Raw genomic sequence first — 21,811 nt, 5'->3', positions numbered from 1 at the left:
CCGACATGCTCAGCAAACTGCGAATAGGGCCCAAGCTGCTGCTGGCGCCAGGCGTGGTGCTGATCCTGCTGATCGTGCTGTCGGCCGGCGCCTTCGCCGGACTGGTGCGGCAGAACCACCTGCTGGAGGACATGGTGCAGCAGCGCGCCGTGCGGCTCAAGGCAGCGGCCGACCTGGTGGCCAGCGCCAACCGCGCGCACTCCGAAATCTACCAGCTGCTCACCTGGATCAACGCCAGCTTCTCGCCGGCCCGCATCGACGCGCTGGTGCGCGACATCCATGCCCGCCACGCCGCGCTGGACCGCCAGTACGCCCAGCTGGAGATCGCCACCCAGGGCGATCCCGCCGAACGCCGCTTCGTCGCCCAGTCGCAGGCGGCGCACGCGCTGTACGTGAAGGCGATCGGCGACGTGATCGAATTGAGCATGGTCGACCAGTCGATGGCGACCAACGCCATGTCGAAGGCGGAGCGGGCGTTCGATGTGGTGGCACGCCGGCTCGATGAGCTGTCGCGGCTGGAGGCGGCGCTCAGCGCGCGCGCCTACAACGACGCCGAGGCCGAGTTCAAGACGCTGGCGACCGCGATGCCGGTCGTGGTGTTGCTGTCGATCGCGCTGTCGCTGCTGGTGACGATGCTGGTGCGGCGGGCGATGCTGAAGGAGGTGAGCGAGATCGGCGCCGCCGCGATCGATCTGGCCGAGGGCAACCTGACGGTGAAGAGCCGGGTCTACGGCAAGGACGAAATCGCCGAGACCTCGCGCGCGCTTGACACCAGCATCCGCAACCTGAACACCACGTTGAAGACCATCCTGGCGTCGGCGCAGTCGATCGACACGGCCTCGCGCGAGATCGCGCAGGGCAATGTCGACCTGACGCAGCGCACCGAGGCCCAGGCGTCCACACTGGAAGAGGCCAGCAGCTCGATGAAAGAGCTCAGCGACACCGTCACGCAGACCGCCAACAACGCGCAGCTGGCCAACCAGCTGGCGCGCTGCGCCACCAACTTCGCGGTGCGCGGCGGCAGCGTGGTGCAGCGGCTGGTGGTGACGATGGCGGCGATCCGCGGCAGCTCGCGCAAGGTGGTGGAGATCGTCGGCGTCATCGACGGCATCGCCTTCCAGACCAATCTGCTGGCCTTGAACGCGGCGGTGGAGGCGGCGCGCGCGGGCGCGCATGGCGAGGGCTTCGCGGTGGTGGCGGGCGAAGTGCGCACGCTGGCGCAGCGCTCGGCCACGGCGGCGCAGGAGATCAAGCAGCTGATCGCCGAGTCGGTGGCAGAGATCGAGGGCGGCAGCCGCTCGGTCGAGGAAGCCGGCAGCAGCATGGCGGAGATTGTGGCGTCGGTGCAGCAGGTGGGTGATATCATCGACCAGGTCAGCGCCGCCAGCGTGGTGCAGGCGCAGGGGCTGCAGGGCATGCACCAGGCGATCGTCGAGATGGATCAGGTGACGCAGCAGAAGCTGGCGCTGGTCGAGCAGGCCGCCAGCGCGGCATCGAGCTTGCAGCGCCAGGCGATCAATTTATCGGAGGCGGTGGCGATGTTCAAACTGGACGAGGGGATGGAGCCGCCGCCATCCAAACTCCCCGCCGGCACGCCCCGCGTAGTCCGCCTGCGCCTGGCGTCGGTGCGCAATTGATGCGTTCAGGCGCCCTGGCGGCTGGCCGGATTTGCGCGGGACCAGCGGTCGCTGGATTGTTGCAGGTATTTTTTGAAGACGTAACCCCAGGGCATGGCGATCGGGATGATGATCACCACCGTGCACTGCACCAGGATTTCCATCGTCCCCTCGTCCAGCGTGCCGGTACGCCACGCCGGCAAGACGACCACCAGCATCCAGATGATTTTCCACGTCAGCTCCCACAGCAGCACCGGCAGCATCTGCAGGGGATAGCGCACGCCCAGTGCGCATAACAGGCCGAACGCCGCCAGCATGCAATTGACCACGCCTCCCATCAGGCTCCACGGCTTGTCGTGATGGAGCACGCCAGGCCATACCACCAGGCCCAGTCCCACAGCGATAATCAGATACACAGCTCTCAGCATATACAGACGTACTAGTGAAACTTCGTTCATTTTGTGGCTCCTGGTGGTGGTGCTGGTGGGTTTACTCGACTTCCTTCAAAATCTTCTCGATTGCCGATACGCGCGCCTTCAGGTCCGCCAGCGAGGTGTCGATGGAGGTGAGCGCTGCGGCGGCCTCTGCATGCGCCGCGACGGCCTTCTCGGCGATCACGCGGTACGCTTCCTCATGGGAGAACCGCAGCTTGGCCTGCTGGATCGCGGAAAAATGCCGCATCGCCGCGATGACCACGATGGCCAGCAGCGGCAGGCCTATCGTCAAAAGATATACATGCTCAGCCATAATTGCCTCTATTGTTCAGGGTTGGTGGACAACGACTTGACCGCCTCGGCAATCAAGGCCGGTGTCAGCTCGAAGTCGAAATTGCTAACGTCAAAATAGTTCAGCGCCTTGCCGTCCTGCGACAGCTCCATCTGGCTGACGACCAGGCCCGCATCCTCCAGCTTTTGCAAATGCAGATGCAGCAAGGGCCGGCTGATGCCCAGCTCGCGCGCCAGCTGGCTCACATAATTGCGGCCGCCCGACTGCAGCGTCGCAACGATGCGCAAGCGGTGCGGATTGGACAGCGCCGCAAGCATGCTCAGCAATTGGTCCCCGCTAGGAGTTGGCGTTTTCGATTTCATGTGTAAAGAATATCTGACATGTGAAAAGGAGTCAACCACATATGATAAAAATTTGGCGGGCATAAAAAAACGCAGGCCGGGCACTAAGGCCCGCCTGCGTCGTGCGGATGGCGCGGCGAACCGCGCATCCCCTCATTTACCCGTTCATTACTCGTAGTCGCTCATCGGCGCGCAGCCGCAGAACAGGTTGCGGTCGCCGTAGACGTTGTCGGCGCGGCCGACCGGCGGCCAGTACTTCTGCTTGCGCAGCGACGGCACAGGATAGGCCGCCACTTCGCGGCTGTACTTGCGCTCCCACTTGTCGGCGGTCAGCACCTCGGCGGTGTGCGGCGCGAACTTGAGCGGGTTGTCCAGCTTGTCGAACTCGCCGCTTTCGACCTTGGCGATCTCGCCGCGGATGGCGATCATCGCGTCGATGAAGCGGTCCATCTCGGCCTTCGATTCGCTCTCGGTCGGCTCGATCATCAGCGTGCCCGGAACCGGGAAGCTCATGGTCGGCGCGTGGAAGCCGAAGTCCATCAGGCGCTTGGCCACGTCCTCGTTGCTGATGCCGGTGGCATCCTGCAGCGGACGCAGGTCGATGATGCACTCGTGCGCCACCAGGCCGTCGTGGCCCGAGTACAGCACAGGGAAGTGCGGCGACAGACGGCGCGCGATGTAGTTGGCGTTCAGGATCGCGGTCTCGGTGGCGGCGGTCAGGCCTTCCGCGCCCATCATCGCGATGTACATCCACGAAATCGGCAGGATGCTGGCCGAACCGAACGGCGCGGCGCTGACCGAACCGATGCCGGCGTTGTCGCGGATGTAGCCGTTCGAACGCTGGTTGGGCAGGAACTTGGCCAGGTGCGCGCCTACGCCGATCGGGCCGACGCCTGGGCCGCCACCGCCGTGGGGAATGCAGAAGGTCTTGTGCAGGTTCAGGTGCGAGACGTCGCCGCCGAACGAGCCAGGAGCCGCCACGCCGACCAGCGCGTTCATGTTGGCGCCGTCGATGTAGACCTGGCCGCCGTGGCCATGGACGATCTCGCACAGTTCCTGGATGCCTTCCTCGAACACGCCGTGGGTCGATGGGTAGGTCACCATCACGCAGGCCAGGTTCTTCGAGTGCAGTTCGGCCTTGGCCTTCAGGTCGGCCAGGTCGACGTTGCCGCTGGCGTCGCAGGCGGTGACCACCACCTGCATGCCGACCATATTGGCCGACGCCGGGTTGGTGCCGTGCGCCGACGACGGGATCAGGCAGATGTTGCGGTGGCCTTCGCCGCGCGACTCGTGGTAGGCCTTGATCACCAGCAGACCGGCGTACTCGCCCTGCGAACCGGCGTTAGGCTGCAGCGACACGGCGGCGTAGCCGGTCAGCGCGCACAGCATCTCTTCCAGCTGCGAGATCATCTCGCGGTAGCCGACCGTCTGCGCGTCCGGCGCGAACGGGTGGATGTTCGAGAACTCGGGCCAGGTGACCGGGATCATCTCGGACGTCGCGTTCAGCTTCATGGTGCACGAACCCAGCGGGATCATGGTGCGGTCCAGCGCCAGATCCTTGTCCGCCAGGCTGCGCAGGTAGCGCAGCATTTCGGTTTCGGAGTGGTAGCGGTTGAAGACCGGGTGGGTCAGGTAGTCGCTGGTACGCGACAGCGATGCCGGGAACGACAGCGCGACCGCCGCTTCCACGGTGTCGAAGTCCGGGCCGTGGGCCGGGCCGCCGACAGGGTGGGCGAACACGGTCCACAGCAGCGCGATGTCTTCGCGGCTGGTGGTCTCGTCCAGCGACACGCCGACGTGGGTGGCGTCGATCACGCGCAGGTTCACGCCGTGCGAGTGGGCCGACGCGTGCAGCTGCTCGGCGCTCTTGACGGCCACGGTCAGCGTGTCGAAGAAGGTGTCGTTGGTGACGGTGTAGCCCAGCGTCTTCAGGTTGGCGGCCAGCACGCCGGTGTAGCGGTGCACGCGCTGGGCGATTTGCAGCAGGCCTTTCGGGCCGTGGTAGACGGCGTACATCGACGCCATCACCGCCAGCAGCACCTGCGCGGTGCAGATGTTGGAGGTGGCTTTTTCGCGGCGGATGTGCTGCTCGCGGGTTTGCAGCGCCAGGCGGTAGGCCTTGTTGCCCTGGGCGTCGATGGTGACGCCGACCAGGCGGCCCGACATGCTGCGCTTGAATTCGTCGCGGGTCGACAGGTAGCCCGCGTGCGGGCCGCCGAAGCCCAGCGGCACGCCGAAGCGCTGGCTGTTACCGACCACCACGTCCGCGCCCCATTCGCCCGGAGGCGTGAGCATGGTCAGCGCCAGCAGGTCGGCGGCGACCACCACCATCGCGCCCTTGGCCTTGATGGCTTCAACGCCGGCCTTGTAGTCGCGCACCACGCCGTTCACGCCTGGGTACTGCAGCAGCACGCCGAAGCAGTCGCCCACGGCGGCCAGTTCGGCCGGGTGGAAGGTCTTCACCTCGATGCCCAGCGGCTTGGCGCGGGTCTCGACCACTTCGCGGGTCTGCGGCAGCACGTCGTCGGCCACGTAGAACACGTTCGACTTCGACTTGCCCACGCGCTGGATCAGCGTCATCGCTTCGGCGGCGGCAGTGCCTTCGTCCAGCATCGACGCGTTGGCGATGCCCATGCCGGTCAGGTCGGTGATGGTCTGCTGGAAGTTCAGGATCGCTTCCAGGCGGCCTTGCGAGATCTCCGGCTGGTACGGGGTGTAGGCGGTGTACCAGGCCGGGTTTTCGAAGATGTTACGCAGCACCACGCCAGGCGTGACGGCGTTGTAGTAGCCCTGGCCGATCAGCGACTTGAGCACCTTGTTCTTGGAGGCGATTTTCTTCAGCTTGGACAGCGCTTCCTGTTCCGGCATCGGCTGCGCGTACGCGCCCAGCGGCAGGGCGCCTTTGTTGCGGATGTTGGCGGGGACCAGGGCGTCGATCAGGGCTGCGCGCGAGGCGTAGCCGAGTACCGACAGCATGGCTTCCTGTTCTGCGGCGTCAGGGCCGATGTGGCGGGCGATGAAGGCGTCGCGGGCTTCGAGTTGGGTCAGGCTGGTGCGGGTCATGATTTGTCAGGGCCAATAAGGATGCGGATTGCCGGCGCGGCGCGCGGGCAAAGATGGGCGAAAACGCAAAGGGCCAGCGTGCTGCTGGCCCTCTGGCGGAATTACGCTTCGGTGGTCTTGCCGTAAGCGGCGGCGTCCAGCAGGCCGTTGATCGCTGCGGCGTCGGCCGGCTTGATCTTGAACAGCCAGGCGGCGTAGGCGTCGGCGTTGATCGACTCCGGCGCGTTGACCACGTCGTCGTTGACGGCGATGACTTCGCCGGCGACCGGCGCGTAGATGTCGCTGGCGGCTTTGACCGACTCCACCACGGCGGCGTCGTCGCCGGCGCCGTAGGTTGCGCCGACTTTAGGCAGTTCGACGAAGACGATATCGCCCAGCGCATCCTGCGCGAATTCGGTGATGCCGACGGTGACGGTGCCGTCAGCTTCAGCGCGTACCCATTCGTGGGATTCGGTGTACTTCAGGTCGGCAGGAATATTCATGTAAGGCTCCAGAAGGGTGATAGGGTGATTCGATATTAAACAGCCAGGATTTTACCGTTGCGCACGAACGGCAGCTTGACCACCGACGCGGCCAGTTTCTTGTCGCGGATCTCGACATGCACGGTGTCGCCGACGGCAACGCCGTTGGGCACGCGCGCCAGCGCGATCGCCTGTTGCATGGTCGGGCTGAAGGTGCCGCTGGTGATCTCGCCGACGGCGTCGGTGCCGGCCACGACCACCTTCTGGTGGGCGCGCAGCACGCCGCCTTTTTCGCGCAGGATCAGGCCGACGAACTGGGCGTTCTGGCCCATCGCCTGCAGCGCGGCCTTGCCGATGAAGTCGCGTTCGGAGACCAGGTCGATGGTCCAGGCCAGGCCGGCGTCCAGCGGGTTGACGGTTTCGTCCATGTCCTGGCCGTACAGGTTCATGCCGGCTTCCAGGCGCAGCGTGTCGCGCGCGCCCAGGCCGGCCGGCTTGACGCCCGCCGCGGCCAGCGCGTTCCACAGCTTCTCGGCCTGCTCGGCGGCGACGCCGATTTCAAAGCCGTCCTCGCCGGTGTAGCCGGTGCGGGCGATCATCGCCTCGCCGAAGGCCGCGCTCTGGGCGAAGGCCACGTTGAACGGCTTCATCTCGGCCGTGCCTTCCTTCGCTTCGGGGATGACCTGCCACACCTTGGCGCGCGCGTTCGGGCCTTGCACGGCGATCAGCGCCATCGCGTTGGCGCCATCGCGGCGCTGGGTGATGGTCAGGCCGCTGTTGGTGGCGGCGTTCTGCTGCTGCATCCAGGCCACGTCTTTTTCGGCGGTGCCGGCGTTGACCACCAGGCGGAACCAGCTCTCGTTGATGAAGTAGACGATCAGGTCGTCGATGACGAAGCCCTGCGGGTTCAGCATGCACGAGTACAGCGCCTTGCCCGACACCTGCAGCTTGTCGACGTTGTTGGCCAGCAGGCCGCGCAGGAAGGCGCGCACCTTGTCGCCCTTGATGTCGACCACGCACATGTGGGCCACGTCGAACATGCCGACGTCGGTGCGCACGGCGTTGTGTTCCTCGATCTGGGAGCCGTAGTTGACCGGCATGTCCCAGCCGCCGAAATCGACCATCTTGGCGCCGGCTGCGCGGTGGGCATTATTGAGTGGGGTGGCTTTGAGCGTCATAATTCCTCGGTCCAAATCGAATAGGGGTTAACAGAACATACAAGGAAACGCCAAAAAAGAAGCTGATTCCACAATGATCGCAGACCCCTCTGTCCTTGGTACCTGAGAGATTACGGGAGGAGGCTGGCTCCTGGTTCCCGTGCGCCCCTTCGGTGGGCCGCCGGCTTGCGCCGCGGCCGCTCTCCAGAGTTGGTCCAGTTGGCATCCCGTCGCATGTCTGCACACGGCGGTCGCGCTGGTCCCTTGATCGGTCCTTTTGCCTGAGAGTTTTTGGGTAGTGCCCCTTCGGCGGCAACGCTGGTTTGCCCTCTCCCGATCAAGACTCGGGAATATATGTCAGAAGTATCGTGTTGTCAATCTGAAGCCGGTTTTCCGCGCGCACGAATGAAATGCAATAATGAAGCTCGAAAAACAACTATTTGCTAGAATAAATCACACTTATTCGAGAGCCCAGCCATGAGCCAAGATTCCACTACTTACGAGGGCCATGCGTGGTTCACCCTGTCAGGCGACGTCAACAGCGACATGGTGCGCCGCGTCTTCGACGCCGTTGCCGACATGACGGAAGACCGCATCACCACGGCCCACATCCTGATCCAGTCCAACGGCGGCTACGTCAGCGACGGCATCTGCCTGTACAACTACCTGAGCAAGCTGCCGATCAAGATCGTCACCTACAACGCCGGCGCGGTCGCGTCGATCGCGGTGATCCTGTTCCTGGCCGGGGCCGAGCGCTACGCCAGCGACACGGCGCGCTTCATGGTGCACAAATCGCACGCCAGCGCGCCGCACGGCGCCCGGCCGGACGCGCTGCGCATCATCGTCGAAGGCTTGCAGGCGGACGACGCGCGCACCGAGCAGATCCTGCGCGACCACGTCCAGCTGACCGACGAGCACTGGCGCACGCACGAGTATTCGGACCTGCACCTGACGGCGGCCGAAGGCTTGAAAGTGGGGATGATCAATGCGGTGAAGGATTTCGTGCCGCCGCGCGGACAGCGGGTGGCGAACATCTGACGAGGCTTGCGGCGCCCGTGGCGGCGCCGCATGGACCGCGCTGGCCTGCCTAGCGGTCTTTTTTGCCGGACTGCTTGTTGGCGTCGTTCTTGTGGCTTTGACGGCCAGCTTCCACGTGCTGCTCATGAGTGCCGCCCTGGGTGCCGCTGCGCGACCCGCTGGACGAGCCCTGGTCGCCCGACTGCTTGCTGCCGCCGGAGGCCGGGCCCTGCTTGCTGCTGCCGCCTTTTTGATTCGAGTTCATGTCGATTCCTTTGCAAAAGTGAAAGAGCGTACTCGCCAGAACCGCGCCGGCGCTTGCATTCCTGCGCGTTTTTGGTATCGCAATGATGCGGGCTCGATCCGGCGATCGCTATCGGAATACCTCTTGGTGGCGTGTAGGAGCATGCCTTGCCGCCCTCCTAAAATTCCTCCCACTCGACTTCTTTGTTGCTGTGTCCGCCTGGAGCCGGACGCGGCGCGGGGGAGGGCTTGCGGTGTGCCGGCGCCGGCTGCAGCGTCCGCGCCGGCCGGGGTGGACGCGCGGTCGGTGCGGCGGGCTTGTTGGCCGCCGCGGCCGCCTTCGGCGCGGCGGCGACGGCCTGCGCGGCAAGCGCGCGGGCAGGGGGCGTCTCGGCCTCGCCCGGCGCGGAAAACACGCCGATCGCGTCGTTCAGCTTGCCCGTTTCGCCCTGCATCGCGGCGGTCGCGGCGGCGGCCTGCTCGACCAGGGCCGCGTTCTGCTGCGTGGCCTGGTCCATTTCCGCCACCGCCTGGTTGACCTGCTCCAGGCCGGCGGTCTGCTCGGCGCTGGCGTCGGCAATCTCGCCGATCAGCCCGGTCACGCGCTGGACGCTGCCGACCACCTCGTCCATCGTGTTGCGCGCCTGGTCGGCCAGCTGCGTGCCGCGCGCCACCTTGTCGACCGAATCGGCGATCAGTTCCTTGATCTCCCTGGCCGCTGCCGCGCTGCGCTGGGCCAGGCTGCGCACCTCCGACGCCACCACCGCAAAGCCGCGCCCCTGTTCGCCGGCGCGCGCCGCCTCCACGGCCGCGTTCAGCGCCAGGATGTTGGTCTGGAACGCGATGCCGTCGATAACGCCGATGATCTCGGCAATCTTCTTGGAGCTGTCGTCGATCGACGCCATCGTGCCCACCACTTGTTCGACATCGGCGCCGCCGCGCTGCGCCACGGCAGACGCCGACAACGCCAGCTTGTTGGCCTGCATCGCGTGGTCGGCGTTTTGCTTGACGGTGGCGGTCAGCTGCTCCATCGAGGACGCCGTCTCTTCCAGCGACGCGGCCTGCTGCTCGGTGCGCGCCGACAGATTCAGGTTGCCTTCGGCGATCTCGCGCGCGGCCACGTCGATGGCGCGGGCGCCATGCTGCACCTGGCCGATGATGGACAGCAGGCTGTCGTTCATGTGCTGCATCGCCTGCAGCAGCTTGCCGGTCTCGTTGTTGGCGGTGTCGCCGATGCGTGTGCTCAGGTCGCCGTTGGCGATGCGCTGCGCCACCAGCATCGCCCGCTGCAACGGCGCCGAAATCGAACGGGCCAGCCACAGCGCCAGCAGCGCGCCGCCGAAGATCGCCATGCCCAGCGTGCTCATGGCGACGATGCGGGCGCCGTCGTACAGCGCGTCCGCCGCGTGCGCCGCCTGCTGGCTGCCGGCTTTTTGCGCCGCCAGCAGCTTGTCGAGCTGGCCGTTCAGCGCGTCCATCGTCTGCTGCGAGCGGCCCTTCAGCGCGGCGGCGGCTTCGTCTTTTTTGCCCTCGGCGGCCAGGGCCATCATGCGTTCGTGCTCGGCGCCGTAGTCGGCGGCCAGGCGCTGCATCTCCGCGCCCAGCAGCTTCACCGGCGTGTCGGCCAGCAGGCGCGCCAGCTGGCCCGCGTGGCCGCGCAGCGCGGTGTAGGCGGCGCCGAGCTTGCGGTCGGCGTCGATGATGCTATCCTTGTCGCCCACTACCACGTGTTCCAGCTTGCGCACTTCCAGCAAATCGTTGCGCAGGGACAGCACGGCTATAGTCTGCGGCAACCATTTGTCGGACAATTCGGAGGAGGCGTCGTCGATGCGGGCCATGCGCGACAGATCGCTCAGGCCCATCAGCGCGGTCAGACCGAGCAGGATGGCAAAGGCGGCCAGCAGCTTGCTGGACGTTTCCAGGTTATGCAAAAATTTCATGGCGGGTCCTCGGTGGCGACGGCAGGAATTTGTTATGTTAGGGAAACTTCAACCTTGTCCTTTGCGCCCCGTCAATGCTGGGTTTCACGTCCTTAAAGTTGTGGGAAAACACAAAAATACGCGAAATATTGCACAGTCTTTCCTTTGGGGTATTGCCATGCGGAAAGAATGTGTAAGAATGTGGTAAACCGATATTCCACGTTACGCAGGTCACACCATGGTTGCATCTTCCACAACGCCCCCAGCGCCGAAAAAGACGGTCTCGCCGCGGCATGCCTTGTTGGAGGAGTTGATCGGGATCGCCACCAAGCATGCCGGCGACCAGTACCTGGATCTGGCGACCCGTCTGGCCGGCGCGCTGATCGATGCCACCGGCGGCGATCCGCGCACCATGCAGCAGCGCATCCGGGCCGGCAACCAACTGCGCAACCGCAACTTCGCCTTCCTGCACCTGGCTTCCAGCACGCTGGAAAAGGCGCTGCGGCGCGAGATCGCCGAGCTGTCGCCGGCGGTCAAGGGCAAGCCGCGCGAGAGCGAACAGCCGCTGTCGCTGGTGCCGTTCGAGGAGATGGACAACAAGGTCGCGCTGAGCGGCGTCAGCAAGCCGTTCGAGAGCCTGTATGCCGACCAGTTGCAAACCTTGAACGTGCGGCTGGCCTTCCTGCTGGACCGCGACATTTTGCGCGTGAGCCAGAACCCGTTCCGGCCCGAAGTGTTCCTGGTCGCCTTGCAGCAGGCCTGGGTCGAATTCGATACCGACGCCGACGCCGCGCCGCTGCTGCAGCCGCTGATCAAGCCGGGCATGTTCATCGAACTGGGCCCGATGCTCGATGCGCTGAACCTGGCCCTGCAAAGCAAGGGCGTGCTGCCCGGTTCGGTGGACGGCTTCAAGGGCCGCAAGGCGGACAAGCTCAAGGCGGCCGCGCCGTCGCGCGTGCGCGGCAACCAGGCGGCGCTGGCGCAGCAGCTGCGGCAGTTCTTTGCGTCCAGCGACGTGGCGGGGTCGGCGGCCGGCGAGATCGTCGACAACATCGCAGACGGCCTGATGCAGGGCGTGGATCTCAGCATTCCCGATTTGCCGATGTCGGCCTTGAATTCGGGCGCCGTGTGGGTGCCCAATGCGGCCGCCGCCCAGTCATCCGCGCAACCCATCGGACAAGCCGGCGTTGGCGTTGGCGTGGTCGCGGGCACGGGCGCTGTCGCGCACGGCTTGGCGCAGGCGCCAGCGGGATCGCATGGCGTGGCACATGGGGCTGTGGCCGTGGCGCCCGGCGGCGTGTTGATGGCTCCCGGTTTTGCTGCCGGTGCGGCGGGCGCGCCTGCGGTCGCCGCCGGCGGATTCATGCCAGCCGGCGCGGTGCAAGGCGCCTGGGTGCAAGGACCGGCGCAAGGCCTGGTGCCCGGCGCCATGAGCAACGAGGACGCGCAGCGCCTGTCGCAGATCGGGGCCAAGCAGCCGCTGCTGGCCTACCTGGCGCAGCTGCAAAAAGCGGTGCCATACGAATCCATCGGAACGCTGGGCACAGTGGCCGGCATCGCCGCCATGCCCGCTGCGACCGGGCCTGCCGACGCAGGCGCGGCGCCGGTCGCAGCAGGCGGCAACGTCTTCTATCTGCCCAACATCAAGGCCAGCATGCCGCAGGGCAGCCTGTCGCGCACGGACGAGAGCACCATCGACCTGCTGTCGGCGATCTTCGACACCGTCTTCCGCGATCAGAACATCTCGCAGGAAATCCGCGATCTGATCCGCTTCCTGCAGATCCCGGTGCTGAAGGCTGCGCTGGTCGACAAGAACTTCTTCTTCCAGGAAGCCCATCCGGCGCGGCGCCTGATCGACCTGCTGTCGCGCATGGGCTGGGAGCAGCGCAAGGGGCCGGAAGACCCGCTGTTCCAGGCGATGCAGCGCAGCGTGGACCGCGTCGGCCGCGATTACGATCATGAACTGTCGGTCTTCACCGAGGCCGTCAACGAACTGGAGGCGTCGATCCAGGCCGAGGAGCGCGCCGCCGCGGCCGCAATCGCCGAGCCCATCGCCGCCGCGCTGAAGCAGGAAAAGATGGCCGAGTCGAGCAAGCTGGCCAGGAACGCCGTGGCGCTGCGCATCGGCACCGGCGAAGTGATCGCCGTGGTGGAGGCCTTCCTCGAGCAGCGCTGGGTGTCGGTGCTGACCATCGCCTACAGCATCGAGGACGACAAGCCGGGTGCCGTCAACAACGCCACCAAGACCATGGACGACCTGATCTGGAGCGTGCGTCCCAAGCTCAACGCGGAGGACCGCAAGCAGCTGATCGCCAAGCTGCCGGTGCTGTTGTCCACGCTGAACAAATGGCTGGACATCATCAAATGGCAGGACGCCGACCGCCTGCAATTCTTTGCCGAGCTGGCCGAATGCCACGCCTCCATCGTGCGCGCTCCGCTGGAGATTTCGCCGGAGCGTCAGCTGGAGATTTCCATGCAGGTGGCGCAGCAGGCCGCCGAACGGCGGCTGGAGCTGCAGGCCAAGGCCGAAGAGGCCGCCAAGGCGGAAGCCGAAGCGCGCGCCCAGCAGCAGCCGGCTCCCGAAGAGGAGGACGCCGCCATCGAAGTCGACAGCCTGACGCGCGGCATGTGGCTGGAGTTCGAGCAGGAGGACGGCGGCAGCCGCAAGGTCAAGCTGGCGTGGATCAGTCCTTTGCGCACGCTGTACATCTTCTCGACGGCGGCGCGGCAGGAAGCGTTCTCGATGTCCGGCGAGCAGCTGGCCAAGCGCTTCCTCGAACAGACGGTGCAAGTGGTGCGCAGCGAAGGCGTGGTTGCCGTCGCCCTGTCGCAAGCGCTGGCCCGCAATGCCGACAACGACGCCGCGATCGATCTTCCCACCAGTGCGTTCGGTTGAACTCGGGTTGAAAGTTATAAAAATGATTTCATTGAAAGTAAATGGTGATAGGATGGTAATAAGGCGCTAGCGGCTGTTCGAGCCGAACGGAGTCAACCTCTGGAGGTGCGGCATGTTTCCTGACACAACGAAGACAGATGCGGAGCCGACGCCGCCTGATTATCCGCAGTCTCTTCCTGGCTTAGCGCCACATGATGGCTCGTCGAGCAGTACAGCGGCGTCCCTGCTGCAACCGCGCGCCCGTCCGCGTTTTCCTTCGGGCTTAGGATTCGGGCCTTCTGGCGGCATGTCGATTAGTGCGCCGGTATCCCAGCTGCTGGCGGACGGCTCTCTGAGCAGTGCGGCAGCCGCTATGTCGTCTGTGGCGCCGACGCAGTCTATCGCGATGTCCGGCGGGCCACCGAGCCGGGCAAATCAGATCGGAGCTGCCAAGCGGGAGGATGCAAGTTTCCACTATGAACCTGAGACTGAGCGCAAACCCAAGAGTGCTCAAACGCCGGGTACAGATTTCTTTTCTCTAAACAACACTTGGCTCCGCGATGATGCATGCATGATCATCGGCAGTGACAATGTCGGCATTTCCATATTGCGGGCGGTCTTGGACTCAAGGAAGGAGAGCATGCAAGGGAATGCTTGGGCGCCGGTATGCTACGCCCGCGATCTTGTTGAGAAGATGCTGCATACAAAGCCCTATGACAAAAATGCAAATAAAGCTTGGGTCAACCAAGAGCTTAAATCGACGACTTTGACGCAAGTTGAAGTTTACCATTCGGCAAGCGGCCTGTTGCTTGCAAGCCTCTCTCAGGATCTCGGATGTGCTCTGATGACCAAGGAGGCGTTGGCTAATCGATTTGAGCAAGAGTATCGAAGCAGCGACAAAAAAAACGAACTTGGCGCGACGGCGAAAGAGGTGTCCGCAGCACTGGCGGCAGGGTTCACTGATGTGGCACAATTTGACCTCGAAGACATTCAACGCAGACCTATCCATGGCGTACGCCTGACCAGACCTGCTGGCAGCGTTGCGGACCCATCAAGTTCAAGTACGGCGGCTTCTCATGGCATACCGGCGTCGTCCTCAGGTGGAAATACATCGGCGTTCGGGCCAAGCCGAACATTGGCCAGCGCCAGCTCCCATGTTCAACGACAAATTAGCCGTGGCTATGATTCTGGTGGCAAGGAAGCCAAAGACAGCGGATATAGCGGAGGTAGCCGGGACAGGTCTGGTTACAGCGGTGGCGGGTACAGCCGCAGCGGAGCACACCAATTCCGGAACGGATATGGATATGAGAATAGGTCCTCCACTTCTGCCGCAGCGGCCAGCAATTCCACTGACAGATCTAAGAATTCATGGCGGCGGGAGGTTAATCCGCCAACTTCCACGTCCAGCGCAGCAAGCGTCCCGTCCACCTCGCCGTCAGGCCTTGGTGGCGTCACCCCACAATCTGTTAGTGTGACCCAACCAGCTACCCCGCTCGTTATGCCTGGCACCGTTCTGCGCGCTCCAACGCTGCCGCCGAAACAATAGTCAAGCAGTGTCCTAGCTACGGTTCGTCAAAGTCAGCAGCGCGCCGCCCATGCCGACGAAGATCACGCCGGTAGTGCGCTTGGCCAGGCGGGTGCGGGCGATGCTCTGCTTGACGCTGCGCTTGAGCCACGAGGCGCACGCCACATAGAAAAAGTGCGACAGCAGCGTGCAGCTGGTGAAGGTCGACGTCAACAGCACGAAGCGCACCGGGTCCACATGATCGGGCGGCATGAATTGCGGGAACACGGCGGTGAAGAACAGGATCGCCTTGGGATTGCTGACCGCGACCAGCAGGCCGCTGCGGAAGGTGCTCAGGCGGCTTGCTTCGGCCGCATTCGCCGCCGGGGCCGGCGTGGCGGCGGCCTCCGTCACCAGGCCGGCGTGGCGCCATGCCTTGATGCCCAGGTAGATCAGGTAGGCCGCGCCGGCCACCTTCAGCGCGCCGAACGCCAGCGCCGACGTCTTCAACAACAGACCCAGGCCGGCCACCGCCGTGGTCGCCACGATGAACACGCCCAGCGCATTGCCCGCCGAGCTGTACAGCGCCCGCCGCGCGCCCAGTGTGGTCGCGGTCGAGATGGCCATCAGCACGCCCGGTCCCGGGCTGAACGCCGCCGCCAGCGAAACCGATAAGAACAACAGCCAGGTCGATAAAGTCATTGCTAAACTCCAAAAAAAGTAAGTGTCAGGGCAGGCCGTTACAGCCGTGGATGCGAAAACCTTCGCGTTCGTTCAGCCGGGCAAACCAGGCGTCGACGGCGGCCAGCGCAGGGCGCGCCATCGGCATCGAGCGCCAGCGGTTGGCCGACAGCCCGAGCACGATATCGGCCAGGGCCAGCGAGCCGCCGCAGATGTAGGGGCCGCCGGCGGCCAGATGCGCGTCCAGCAAGCCCATCAGCCGGTTCCATTCGGACACGCTGGCGGCCAGCGCCGCCGCATCGCCATGCGCCGGGCTCTGCCGAATCATGGCCATGAAGGCATAGCGCCAGGCGTTGTTCAACTCGGTGGCTTGCCAGTCCATCCATTTTTCCACCTGGGCGCGCGCCATCGGTTCCGCCGGCAGCAGGTCGGTGCGGCCATGCTTGGCGGCCAGGTAGCGGCAGATGGTGTTTGATTCCCACAGGCTGTGCCCGTCGTCGATGATGACCGGCACCATGCCGTTAGGATTCATGCGCAGGAATTCCGGCGTGCCGGTCGGCAGGAAGCCGCTGCCATACTGCTCCAGGCGGTAATCGAGGCCGATTTCCGCGCACGTCCACAGCACTTTGCGGACGTTGATGGACGAGGATTTTCCGAGGATGGTAAGCATGGCTGGCAGTATGCCACGCCCCGACGGAGCGCGTCGGCCGGCACCGGTTTTCACGTCACACTGTTGTCGCGCAGCAATTTTCGATAGAATGCGCCCGCATGTGTTTTAATGATGCGGTGCAAAAACAACGACAAGGCGTTTCTAGATGATGATGTGGTGGCATGGTTTGAGTGTGACGGGCAGTTTGGCGGTGACCGGGCCGATCGGCGTGGCGATCGCGGTCTGGCTGCTGGCCGGTAAATCCTGGCGGCTGACGGCGGCCTGGTGCGTCCTGTTCGGCATCGGCATGGCGCTGGTGGTCGCCACCAAGATGGCGTTTGTCGGCTGGGGCATCGGCGTTGAATCGGTCGAGTTCGCCGGCTTCAGCGGCCATGCGATGCGCGCCGCAGCCGTCTTCCCGGTCGCGTTCTTCCTCGCCTTCCGCGCTTCGCCGCAGCAATTGCGCCTGTTGGGCACCTTGCTGGGCGTGCTGCTGGCCGTGCTGATCGCCATCTCCCGCGTCTACGTGCAGGCGCATTCGGTGTCGGAATCGGTGACCGGCTGCCTGCTCGGCCTGGTGGTGGCGGCGATTTTCATCTGGTACGCCAGCACCGAGCACCACATGGCGCTGGGCCGGCTGCTGGTGGTGTTGTGTATTCCCGTGGTGCTGATCGCGCCGCGGGTGGAGCCGATTCCGGCCGAAACCTGGATCACCCAGGCGGCGCTCTGGTTGTCCGGCCACGACAAACCGTACACGCGAGCCATTTGGCGCGAACCCAAATCCCCGTTACGATAGGCGCACGCTCCGTCCATGACGCGTTTTCGGCCTGATTTGAAGCGCAAAATGGTATTATTGTGAACTTTTCCAGCCCACACCCCAGATAACAACGTGCGTCTATCTTCCATCAAATTGTCGGGATTTAAGTCTTTCGTTGATCCCACCAATTTCCAGGTGCCGGGTCAGTTGGTTGGCGTGGTGGGTCCCAACGGTTGCGGCAAGTCGAATATCATCGATGCCGTGCGCTGGGTGCTGGGCGAATCCAAGGCTTCCGAACTGCGCGGCGAGTCCATGCAGGACGTGATTTTCAACGGCTCGACGCACCGCAAGCCGGCCGGGCGCGCGTCGGTCGAGCTGGTGTTCGACAACAACGAGGGCAAGGCTTCCGGCCAGTGGGGCCAGTATGCCGAAATCGCCGTCAAGCGCACGCTCACGCGCGACGGCACCTCGACCTATTACATCAACGGCCAGCCGGTGCGCCGGCGCGACATCCAGGACATCTTCCTCGGCACCGGCCTCGGCCCGCGCGCCTACGCCATCATCGGCCAGGGCATGATCAGCCGCATCATCGAATCGCGCCCGGAAGAACTGCGCGTGTTCCTGGAGGAGGCGGCCGGCGTCTCCAAGTACAAGGAGCGCCGCCGCGAAACCGAGAACCGCCTGCACGACACGCGCGAGAACCTGCTGCGCGTGGAGGACATCCTGCGCGAACTGAATTCGAACCTGGAAAAGCTCGAAGGCCAGGCCGCCGTCGCCACCAAGTTCCATCAGCTGCAATCGGACCAGGAAGAGAAGCAAAAGCTGCTTTGGCTGCTGCGCAAGATCGAAGCCGAGAACGAGCAGAAAAAATACTTCCGCGAGATGGAGCAGGCGCAGAACGACCTGGAAGAGCAGACCGCCAAGCTGCGCAACGTCGAGCTGTCGCTGGAGCAGATGCGCCAGGCGCACTTCGCCGCCGGCGACCGCCTGCACACGGCGCAGGGCAGCCTGTATCAGACCAACGCCGAAATCGGCAGCCTGGAAGCGCAGATCAAGTTCGTCATCGAATCGCGCAGCCGCCTGCAGGCGCAGCTGGCCGCGCTGACCGCGCAGCGCGACCAGTGGCAGCAGCAGGCCAGCGAATACGGCGGCCAGATCGAGGAAGCCGAGTTCACGCTGGAAGAGCTGTCGGCCAAGGTCGAACAATCGCAGATGATGGCCGAGCAAAAGGCCGAGTCGCTGCCGATGCTGGAGCAGGTGTGGCGCGAGGCGCAGACCAAGAGCACCGAATCGCGCGCCCGCATCATGCAGGCGCAGCAGCAGCTGGAGCTGGAATCGGCGCACCAGCGCAACGCCAACAACATCCTCAACGGTCTGGCGGTGCGGCGCGAACGCCTGCAGCAGGAAAAGAGCGGCCTCAATCTGCCGGACAGCGCGCACCTGAGCAACCTGCGCATGCAGCTGGAGGAAAAGCAGCTGGCGCTTGAAGAACAAGGCTTCCTGCTCGAAGAGGCGCTGGAACAGCAGCCCAAGCTGGACGAGGAACGTCAGGCCGCGCAGCAGCAGGTCAACACCGAGACCGCCGCCAATGCGCAACTGGAAGCGCGCCTGAACGCGCTGCGCCAGTTGCAGGAGCGCGTGCAGACGCAGGGCAAGGTCACGCCGTGGCTGCAGAAGCACGAGCTGGATACGCTGCCGCGCCTGTGGCAAAAGTTGAACATCGAATCCGGCTGGGAGACCGCGCTGGAATCCGTGCTGCGCGAGCGCACCTCGGCGCTGCAGATGTCGAACATCGAATGGGCCAAGGCCTTCTTCAGCGACGCGCCGCCGGCCAAGCTGGCGCTGTTCGCGCCGTCGACCGCCGTGCCGCCCGCGCCGGTGGAAGTGGCCGGCCTGAAGCCGTTCCTCAACCTGCTCAAGCTGAACGACCCCGGTCTGCGCGGCCTGCTGCAGGACTGGCTGCACAACGTCTACATCGCCGAGGACACGGCCGAAGCCTTCGCCGAACGCGCCAGGCTGCCGGCCGGCGGCTGCTTCGTCACGCGCCAGGGCCACGCCGTTACGCAGGGCAGCGTGCGTTTCTACGCCGCCGACTCGGAGCAGGACGGCATGTTGGGCCGCCAGCAGGAAATCGACAACATCACCAAGCAGCTGCGCGCGCAGCAGATGCTGGCCGACGAAGCGCGCGCCCGTTCGGTGCGCGCAGATGCCGCCGTCTCCGAGCTCACGCGCCGCCTGACCGAGTACCGCGCCAAGCTGCAAAGCCTGCAGCAGTCGGTGCACACCCTGCAGCTGGACGTGGTCAAACTGTCGGAGATCGAGGCGCGCTTCAACCAGCGCAGCAACCAGATCGAAGCCGACCTGGCCGAAATCGCCGCGCAGGAAGAAGAACAAACCCAGGTTAAGATGGAGTCCGAGGAGAAGTTCGAGCAGCTCGATATGGAGCTTGGCAACCTGCAGGGCGACCACGAGGAAGGCCAGACCCTGTTCCTCGAAAAAGAGCAGCGCCTGGCCGACGCCCGCGAAGCCCTGCGCGACCTGGAACGCGCCGCGCAGGAAGCGCAGTTCGCGGAGAAGTCCCAGCGCAGCAAGATCGAGGAGTTCCGCCGTTCCATCGCCACCGCCAGCGCGCAGGTGGTGCAGGTCACGCAAAGCCTGGAGGCGGGCCAGAACGAACTGGCCAACCTGGAATCCGGCCAGGCCAACGACGGCCTGCAGGAACTGCTGGACCGCCGCACCAGCCAGGAAAAGGCGCTGTCCGACGCCCGCCATGAACTCGACCAGATCACGCAGCAGCTGCGCATGTTCGAGGAAGGCCGCATGTCGACCGAACGCGCGTTGCAGCCGCAGCGCGACAAGATCATGGAGATGCAGCTGAAGGAACAGGCCGCGCGCCTGAACCAGGAGCAGTTCGCCGCGCAGCTGGCCGAGGTGCAGGCCGACGAAGCCGCGCTGGCCGAGAAGCTCCATCCCGATATGAAGGCCTCCTACCTGCAGGGCGAGGTCACGCGCCTGACCAATGCGATCTCGATGCTGGGCGCGGTCAACCTGGCGGCGCTGGACGAACTGGCGACGGCCTCCGAACGCAAGAACTTCCTCGACGCGCAAAACGCCGACTTGAACGAGGCGATCAACACGCTGGAAGACGCCATCGCGCGCATCGACAAAGAGACGCGCGATCTGCTGCAAGACACCTTCGACCGCGTCAACGGCCACTTCTCCGAACTGTTCCCGATCCTGTTCGGCGGCGGCCAGGCAAAGCTGATCATGACCGGCGACGAAATCCTCGACTCCGGCGTGCAGGTCATGGCCCAGCCGCCGGGCAAAAAGAACGCCACCATTCACCTGTTGTCCGGCGGTGAAAAAGCGCTGACCGCAACGGCGCTGGTGTTCTCGATGTTCCGGCTCAACCCGGCGCCGTTCTGCCTGCTCGACGAGGTCGACGCGCCGCTGGACGACGCCAATACCGAACGATTCTGCCGGATGGTCAAACGCATGTCTGACCACACCCAATTCCTCTTCATCTCGCACAACAAGATTGCGATGGAGATGGCCAATCAACTGATCGGTGTGACGATGCAAGAGCAGGGCGTATCGCGCATCGTGGCGGTGGATATGGAATCCGCCGCAAACTTCGCTTCCGAGGCACAAGCAGCATGACAGACCTACAAATGAGTTTGATCGGAATCGCCGGCGTATTCGTCGCCGGCGTTTTCGGCTACAACAAGATCCAGGAATACAAAGCCAAGAAGAGCGTGGAACGCGCCTTCTCGACCGACCATGACGATGTGCTGATGCGCACCGGCGATGCGCCGCCGTCTGGCGTGCGCCACGAGCCTAGCTTCTCGCTCGACAGCGCGGCGCCTGGCGTGGCCGGCGGCGAAGCCTCCGCGGCAGCGGCGGCGCTGGCCGCCGTCGCCGCCGAATTCGAAAGCGATCCCGCCGATCCGACCGCGCCGCCGGACGCACCGCACGCCAACAGCGTGACCCCGGCCGCCGAACAGGCCACCGCGCTGGTCGATCCGCTGATCGATTGCCTGCTGCCGCTGGCGCTGGAAGGCCCGGCGCGCGGCGACAAGCTGCTGCCGGTGCTGCAAACGCTGCGCATGGTCGGCAACAAGCCGGTGCACTACATCGGCCTGGCCGTCAGCGGCGAATGGGAGCCCATCGTGCACGGCGGCGTCTACACCAAGCTGCAGGGCGGCGTGCAACTGGCCAGCCGCAGCACCGCGCTGAACGAACTGGAATACTCGGAACTGGTCACCCGCCTGCGCGCGATGGCCGACGAAATCGGCGCCGAGCCGGAAATCCCGGACATGATCGAAGTGATGGCCGAGGCGCGCAACCTGCACCGCTTCGTCGCCGGCCACGACGCGCAGCTGGGCGTCAACCTGCAGACCAACGGCGCGCCGTGGGCCATCACCACGCTGCTGGGCGCATTGGAGAAGCAGGGCTTCGACGTGCGTCCCGACGGCCGCTACGTGATGCCGGACGGCGAGGGCGGCCACCTGTTCTCGCTGTCGACCAACGTCACGCTGGCCGAGGAAACCACGCCGCGTCTGACGTTGCTGCTGGACGTGCCATGCGTGGCGCCGTCCCGCGACGGCTTCGGCGCCATGGTCGCATGCGCCAAGTCGCTGGTGGGCCGCCTGGACGCGACCATCGTCGACGACTACAACCAGCCGCTGTCGGACGCCTCACTGGCGGAGATCGCCGGCCAGGTACAGGATTTTTACGCCGAGATGAACGACGCCGACATACCGGCCGGTTCGATCCGCGCGTTGCGTTTGTTTAGCTAGCAG

The 21,811-nt window shown here is 64.8% G+C and carries 17 protein-coding genes and 2 riboswitches; of the genes, 7 read left to right on the top strand and 10 right to left on the bottom strand.

Annotated elements, in window-relative coordinates; translation table 11 throughout:
- The first annotated feature begins 5 nt into the window (after positions 1 to 5).
- Positions 6 to 1,637: a methyl-accepting chemotaxis protein gene (locus tag AC07WS_RS18040; RefSeq protein ID WP_494730413.1), complete on the top strand. Its 1,632-nt coding sequence runs from the start codon at positions 6 to 8 to the stop codon at positions 1,635 to 1,637.
- Positions 1,638 to 1,642: 5 nt separating this feature from the next.
- Here AC07WS_RS18040 and AC07WS_RS18035 read toward each other — a convergent pair whose 3' ends face one another.
- The 6 genes from AC07WS_RS18035 to gcvT all read right to left on the bottom strand — a co-directional run bounded on the left by AC07WS_RS18035 (position 1,643) and on the right by gcvT (position 7,385).
- Positions 1,643 to 2,032 carry a hypothetical protein gene (locus AC07WS_RS18035; RefSeq protein ID WP_494730412.1) on the bottom strand — a complete coding sequence of 130 codons (390 nt, stop codon included), beginning with the start codon at positions 2,030 to 2,032 and terminating at the stop codon, positions 1,643 to 1,645.
- A gap of 73 nt (positions 2,033 to 2,105) precedes the next feature.
- The gene (locus AC07WS_RS18030) at positions 2,106 to 2,363 is read right to left on the bottom strand and encodes a hypothetical protein (RefSeq protein WP_494730411.1); all 258 of its coding nucleotides are present in this window, start codon (positions 2,361 to 2,363) and stop codon (positions 2,106 to 2,108) included.
- Between the two features lie 8 nt (positions 2,364 to 2,371).
- Entirely contained in the window at positions 2,372 to 2,659 is a 288-nt protein-coding gene (locus AC07WS_RS18025; RefSeq protein ID WP_494730660.1) for an ArsR/SmtB family transcription factor, read from the bottom strand.
- 192 nt (positions 2,660 to 2,851) lie between these two features.
- Positions 2,852 to 5,746, bottom strand: coding sequence for an aminomethyl-transferring glycine dehydrogenase (gene gcvP / locus AC07WS_RS18020; RefSeq protein ID WP_494730410.1), 2,895 nt, complete (start codon positions 5,744 to 5,746; stop codon positions 2,852 to 2,854).
- 101 nt (positions 5,747 to 5,847) lie between these two features.
- Positions 5,848 to 6,228, bottom strand: a complete 381-nt coding sequence (gene gcvH / locus AC07WS_RS18015; RefSeq protein ID WP_494730409.1) for a glycine cleavage system protein GcvH — start codon at positions 6,226 to 6,228, stop codon at positions 5,848 to 5,850.
- A gap of 35 nt (positions 6,229 to 6,263) precedes the next feature.
- On the bottom strand, positions 6,264 to 7,385 hold the full coding sequence (gcvT, locus tag AC07WS_RS18010; RefSeq protein WP_494730408.1) for a glycine cleavage system aminomethyltransferase GcvT: 1,122 nt from the start codon (positions 7,383 to 7,385) through the stop codon (positions 6,264 to 6,266).
- A 79-nt stretch (positions 7,386 to 7,464) separates the two neighbouring features.
- Positions 7,465 to 7,582: riboswitch (glycine riboswitch) on the bottom strand.
- 41 nt (positions 7,583 to 7,623) lie between these two features.
- A riboswitch (glycine riboswitch) is annotated at positions 7,624 to 7,710 on the bottom strand.
- Between the two features lie 131 nt (positions 7,711 to 7,841).
- Between gcvT and AC07WS_RS18005 the strand changes: the two genes are divergently transcribed.
- Positions 7,842 to 8,402: an ATP-dependent Clp protease proteolytic subunit gene (locus AC07WS_RS18005; protein WP_494730407.1), complete on the top strand. Its 561-nt coding sequence runs from the start codon at positions 7,842 to 7,844 to the stop codon at positions 8,400 to 8,402.
- A 49-nt stretch (positions 8,403 to 8,451) separates the two neighbouring features.
- Here the strand turns inward: AC07WS_RS18005 and AC07WS_RS18000 are convergent, their stop codons facing one another.
- Both AC07WS_RS18000 and AC07WS_RS17995 read right to left on the bottom strand, forming a co-directional pair.
- The gene (locus tag AC07WS_RS18000; protein ID WP_494730406.1) at positions 8,452 to 8,646 is read right to left on the bottom strand and encodes a hypothetical protein; all 195 of its coding nucleotides are present in this window, start codon (positions 8,644 to 8,646) and stop codon (positions 8,452 to 8,454) included.
- A gap of 157 nt (positions 8,647 to 8,803) precedes the next feature.
- Positions 8,804 to 10,564: a methyl-accepting chemotaxis protein gene (locus tag AC07WS_RS17995; protein ID WP_494730405.1), complete on the bottom strand. Its 1,761-nt coding sequence runs from the start codon at positions 10,562 to 10,564 to the stop codon at positions 8,804 to 8,806.
- 217 nt (positions 10,565 to 10,781) lie between these two features.
- Between AC07WS_RS17995 and AC07WS_RS17990 the strand changes: the two genes are divergently transcribed.
- Together AC07WS_RS17990 and AC07WS_RS17985 are read left to right on the top strand one after the other, a co-directional pair.
- Positions 10,782 to 13,439: a DUF1631 family protein gene (locus AC07WS_RS17990; protein WP_494730404.1), complete on the top strand. Its 2,658-nt coding sequence runs from the start codon at positions 10,782 to 10,784 to the stop codon at positions 13,437 to 13,439.
- 550 nt (positions 13,440 to 13,989) lie between these two features.
- Positions 13,990 to 14,964, top strand: coding sequence for a hypothetical protein (locus AC07WS_RS17985; RefSeq protein WP_494730403.1), 975 nt, complete (start codon positions 13,990 to 13,992; stop codon positions 14,962 to 14,964).
- Between the two features lie 12 nt (positions 14,965 to 14,976).
- Here the strand turns inward: AC07WS_RS17985 and AC07WS_RS17980 are convergent, their stop codons facing one another.
- Positions 14,977 to 15,624, bottom strand: coding sequence for a LysE family translocator (locus tag AC07WS_RS17980; RefSeq protein ID WP_494730402.1), 648 nt, complete (start codon positions 15,622 to 15,624; stop codon positions 14,977 to 14,979).
- Positions 15,625 to 15,649: 25 nt separating this feature from the next.
- Positions 15,650 to 16,273: a glutathione S-transferase family protein gene (locus tag AC07WS_RS17975; protein ID WP_494730401.1), complete on the bottom strand. Its 624-nt coding sequence runs from the start codon at positions 16,271 to 16,273 to the stop codon at positions 15,650 to 15,652.
- 172 nt (positions 16,274 to 16,445) lie between these two features.
- Between AC07WS_RS17975 and AC07WS_RS17970 the strand changes: the two genes are divergently transcribed.
- The 3 genes from AC07WS_RS17970 to AC07WS_RS17960 all read left to right on the top strand — a co-directional run bounded on the left by AC07WS_RS17970 (position 16,446) and on the right by AC07WS_RS17960 (position 21,808).
- Entirely contained in the window at positions 16,446 to 17,048 is a 603-nt protein-coding gene (locus AC07WS_RS17970; RefSeq protein WP_494730400.1) for a phosphatase PAP2 family protein, read from the top strand.
- Positions 17,049 to 17,141: 93 nt separating this feature from the next.
- Entirely contained in the window at positions 17,142 to 20,669 is a 3,528-nt protein-coding gene (gene smc, locus AC07WS_RS17965) for a chromosome segregation protein SMC (RefSeq protein WP_494730399.1), read from the top strand.
- The gene (locus AC07WS_RS17960) at positions 20,666 to 21,808 is read left to right on the top strand and encodes a cell division protein ZipA C-terminal FtsZ-binding domain-containing protein (RefSeq protein ID WP_494730398.1); all 1,143 of its coding nucleotides are present in this window, start codon (positions 20,666 to 20,668) and stop codon (positions 21,806 to 21,808) included. The genes smc and AC07WS_RS17960 overlap by 4 nt, the downstream gene beginning before the upstream one ends.
- Positions 21,809 to 21,811: the final 3 nt, after the last annotated feature.

The sequence above is a fragment of the Duganella sp. GW821-FHT01E12 genome (genome assembly GCF_059422325.1).
The sequence above is the reverse complement of the archived record's forward strand: the minus strand, read 5'-3'. Positions and strand labels throughout refer to the sequence as shown.

Excerpts from the sequence above, each read along its gene's own strand:
- AC07WS_RS17990 (WP_494730404.1), top strand. The coding sequence starts at position 10,782 with ATGGTTGCATCTTCCACAACGCCCCCAGCGCCGAAAAAGACGGTCTCG.
- gcvP (WP_494730410.1), bottom strand. The coding sequence starts at position 5,746 with ATGACCCGCACCAGCCTGACCCAACTCGAAGCCCGCGACGCCTTCATC.
- AC07WS_RS17985 (WP_494730403.1), top strand. The coding sequence starts at position 13,990 with ATGATCATCGGCAGTGACAATGTCGGCATTTCCATATTGCGGGCGGTC.
- AC07WS_RS17980 (WP_494730402.1), bottom strand. The coding sequence starts at position 15,624 with ATGACTTTATCGACCTGGCTGTTGTTCTTATCGGTTTCGCTGGCGGCG.
- AC07WS_RS18000 (WP_494730406.1), bottom strand. The coding sequence starts at position 8,646 with ATGAACTCGAATCAAAAAGGCGGCAGCAGCAAGCAGGGCCCGGCCTCC.
- AC07WS_RS18030 (WP_494730411.1), bottom strand. The coding sequence starts at position 2,363 with ATGGCTGAGCATGTATATCTTTTGACGATAGGCCTGCCGCTGCTGGCC.
- gcvH (WP_494730409.1), bottom strand. The coding sequence starts at position 6,228 with ATGAATATTCCTGCCGACCTGAAGTACACCGAATCCCACGAATGGGTA.
- AC07WS_RS17995 (WP_494730405.1), bottom strand. The coding sequence starts at position 10,564 with ATGAAATTTTTGCATAACCTGGAAACGTCCAGCAAGCTGCTGGCCGCC.
- AC07WS_RS18005 (WP_494730407.1), top strand. The coding sequence starts at position 7,842 with ATGAGCCAAGATTCCACTACTTACGAGGGCCATGCGTGGTTCACCCTG.
- AC07WS_RS18025 (WP_494730660.1), bottom strand. The coding sequence starts at position 2,659 with ATGCTTGCGGCGCTGTCCAATCCGCACCGCTTGCGCATCGTTGCGACG.
- AC07WS_RS17975 (WP_494730401.1), bottom strand. The coding sequence starts at position 16,273 with ATGCTTACCATCCTCGGAAAATCCTCGTCCATCAACGTCCGCAAAGTG.
- AC07WS_RS17960 (WP_494730398.1), top strand. The coding sequence starts at position 20,666 with ATGACAGACCTACAAATGAGTTTGATCGGAATCGCCGGCGTATTCGTC.
- gcvT (WP_494730408.1), bottom strand. The coding sequence starts at position 7,385 with ATGACGCTCAAAGCCACCCCACTCAATAATGCCCACCGCGCAGCCGGC.
- AC07WS_RS18040 (WP_494730413.1), top strand. The coding sequence starts at position 6 with ATGCTCAGCAAACTGCGAATAGGGCCCAAGCTGCTGCTGGCGCCAGGC.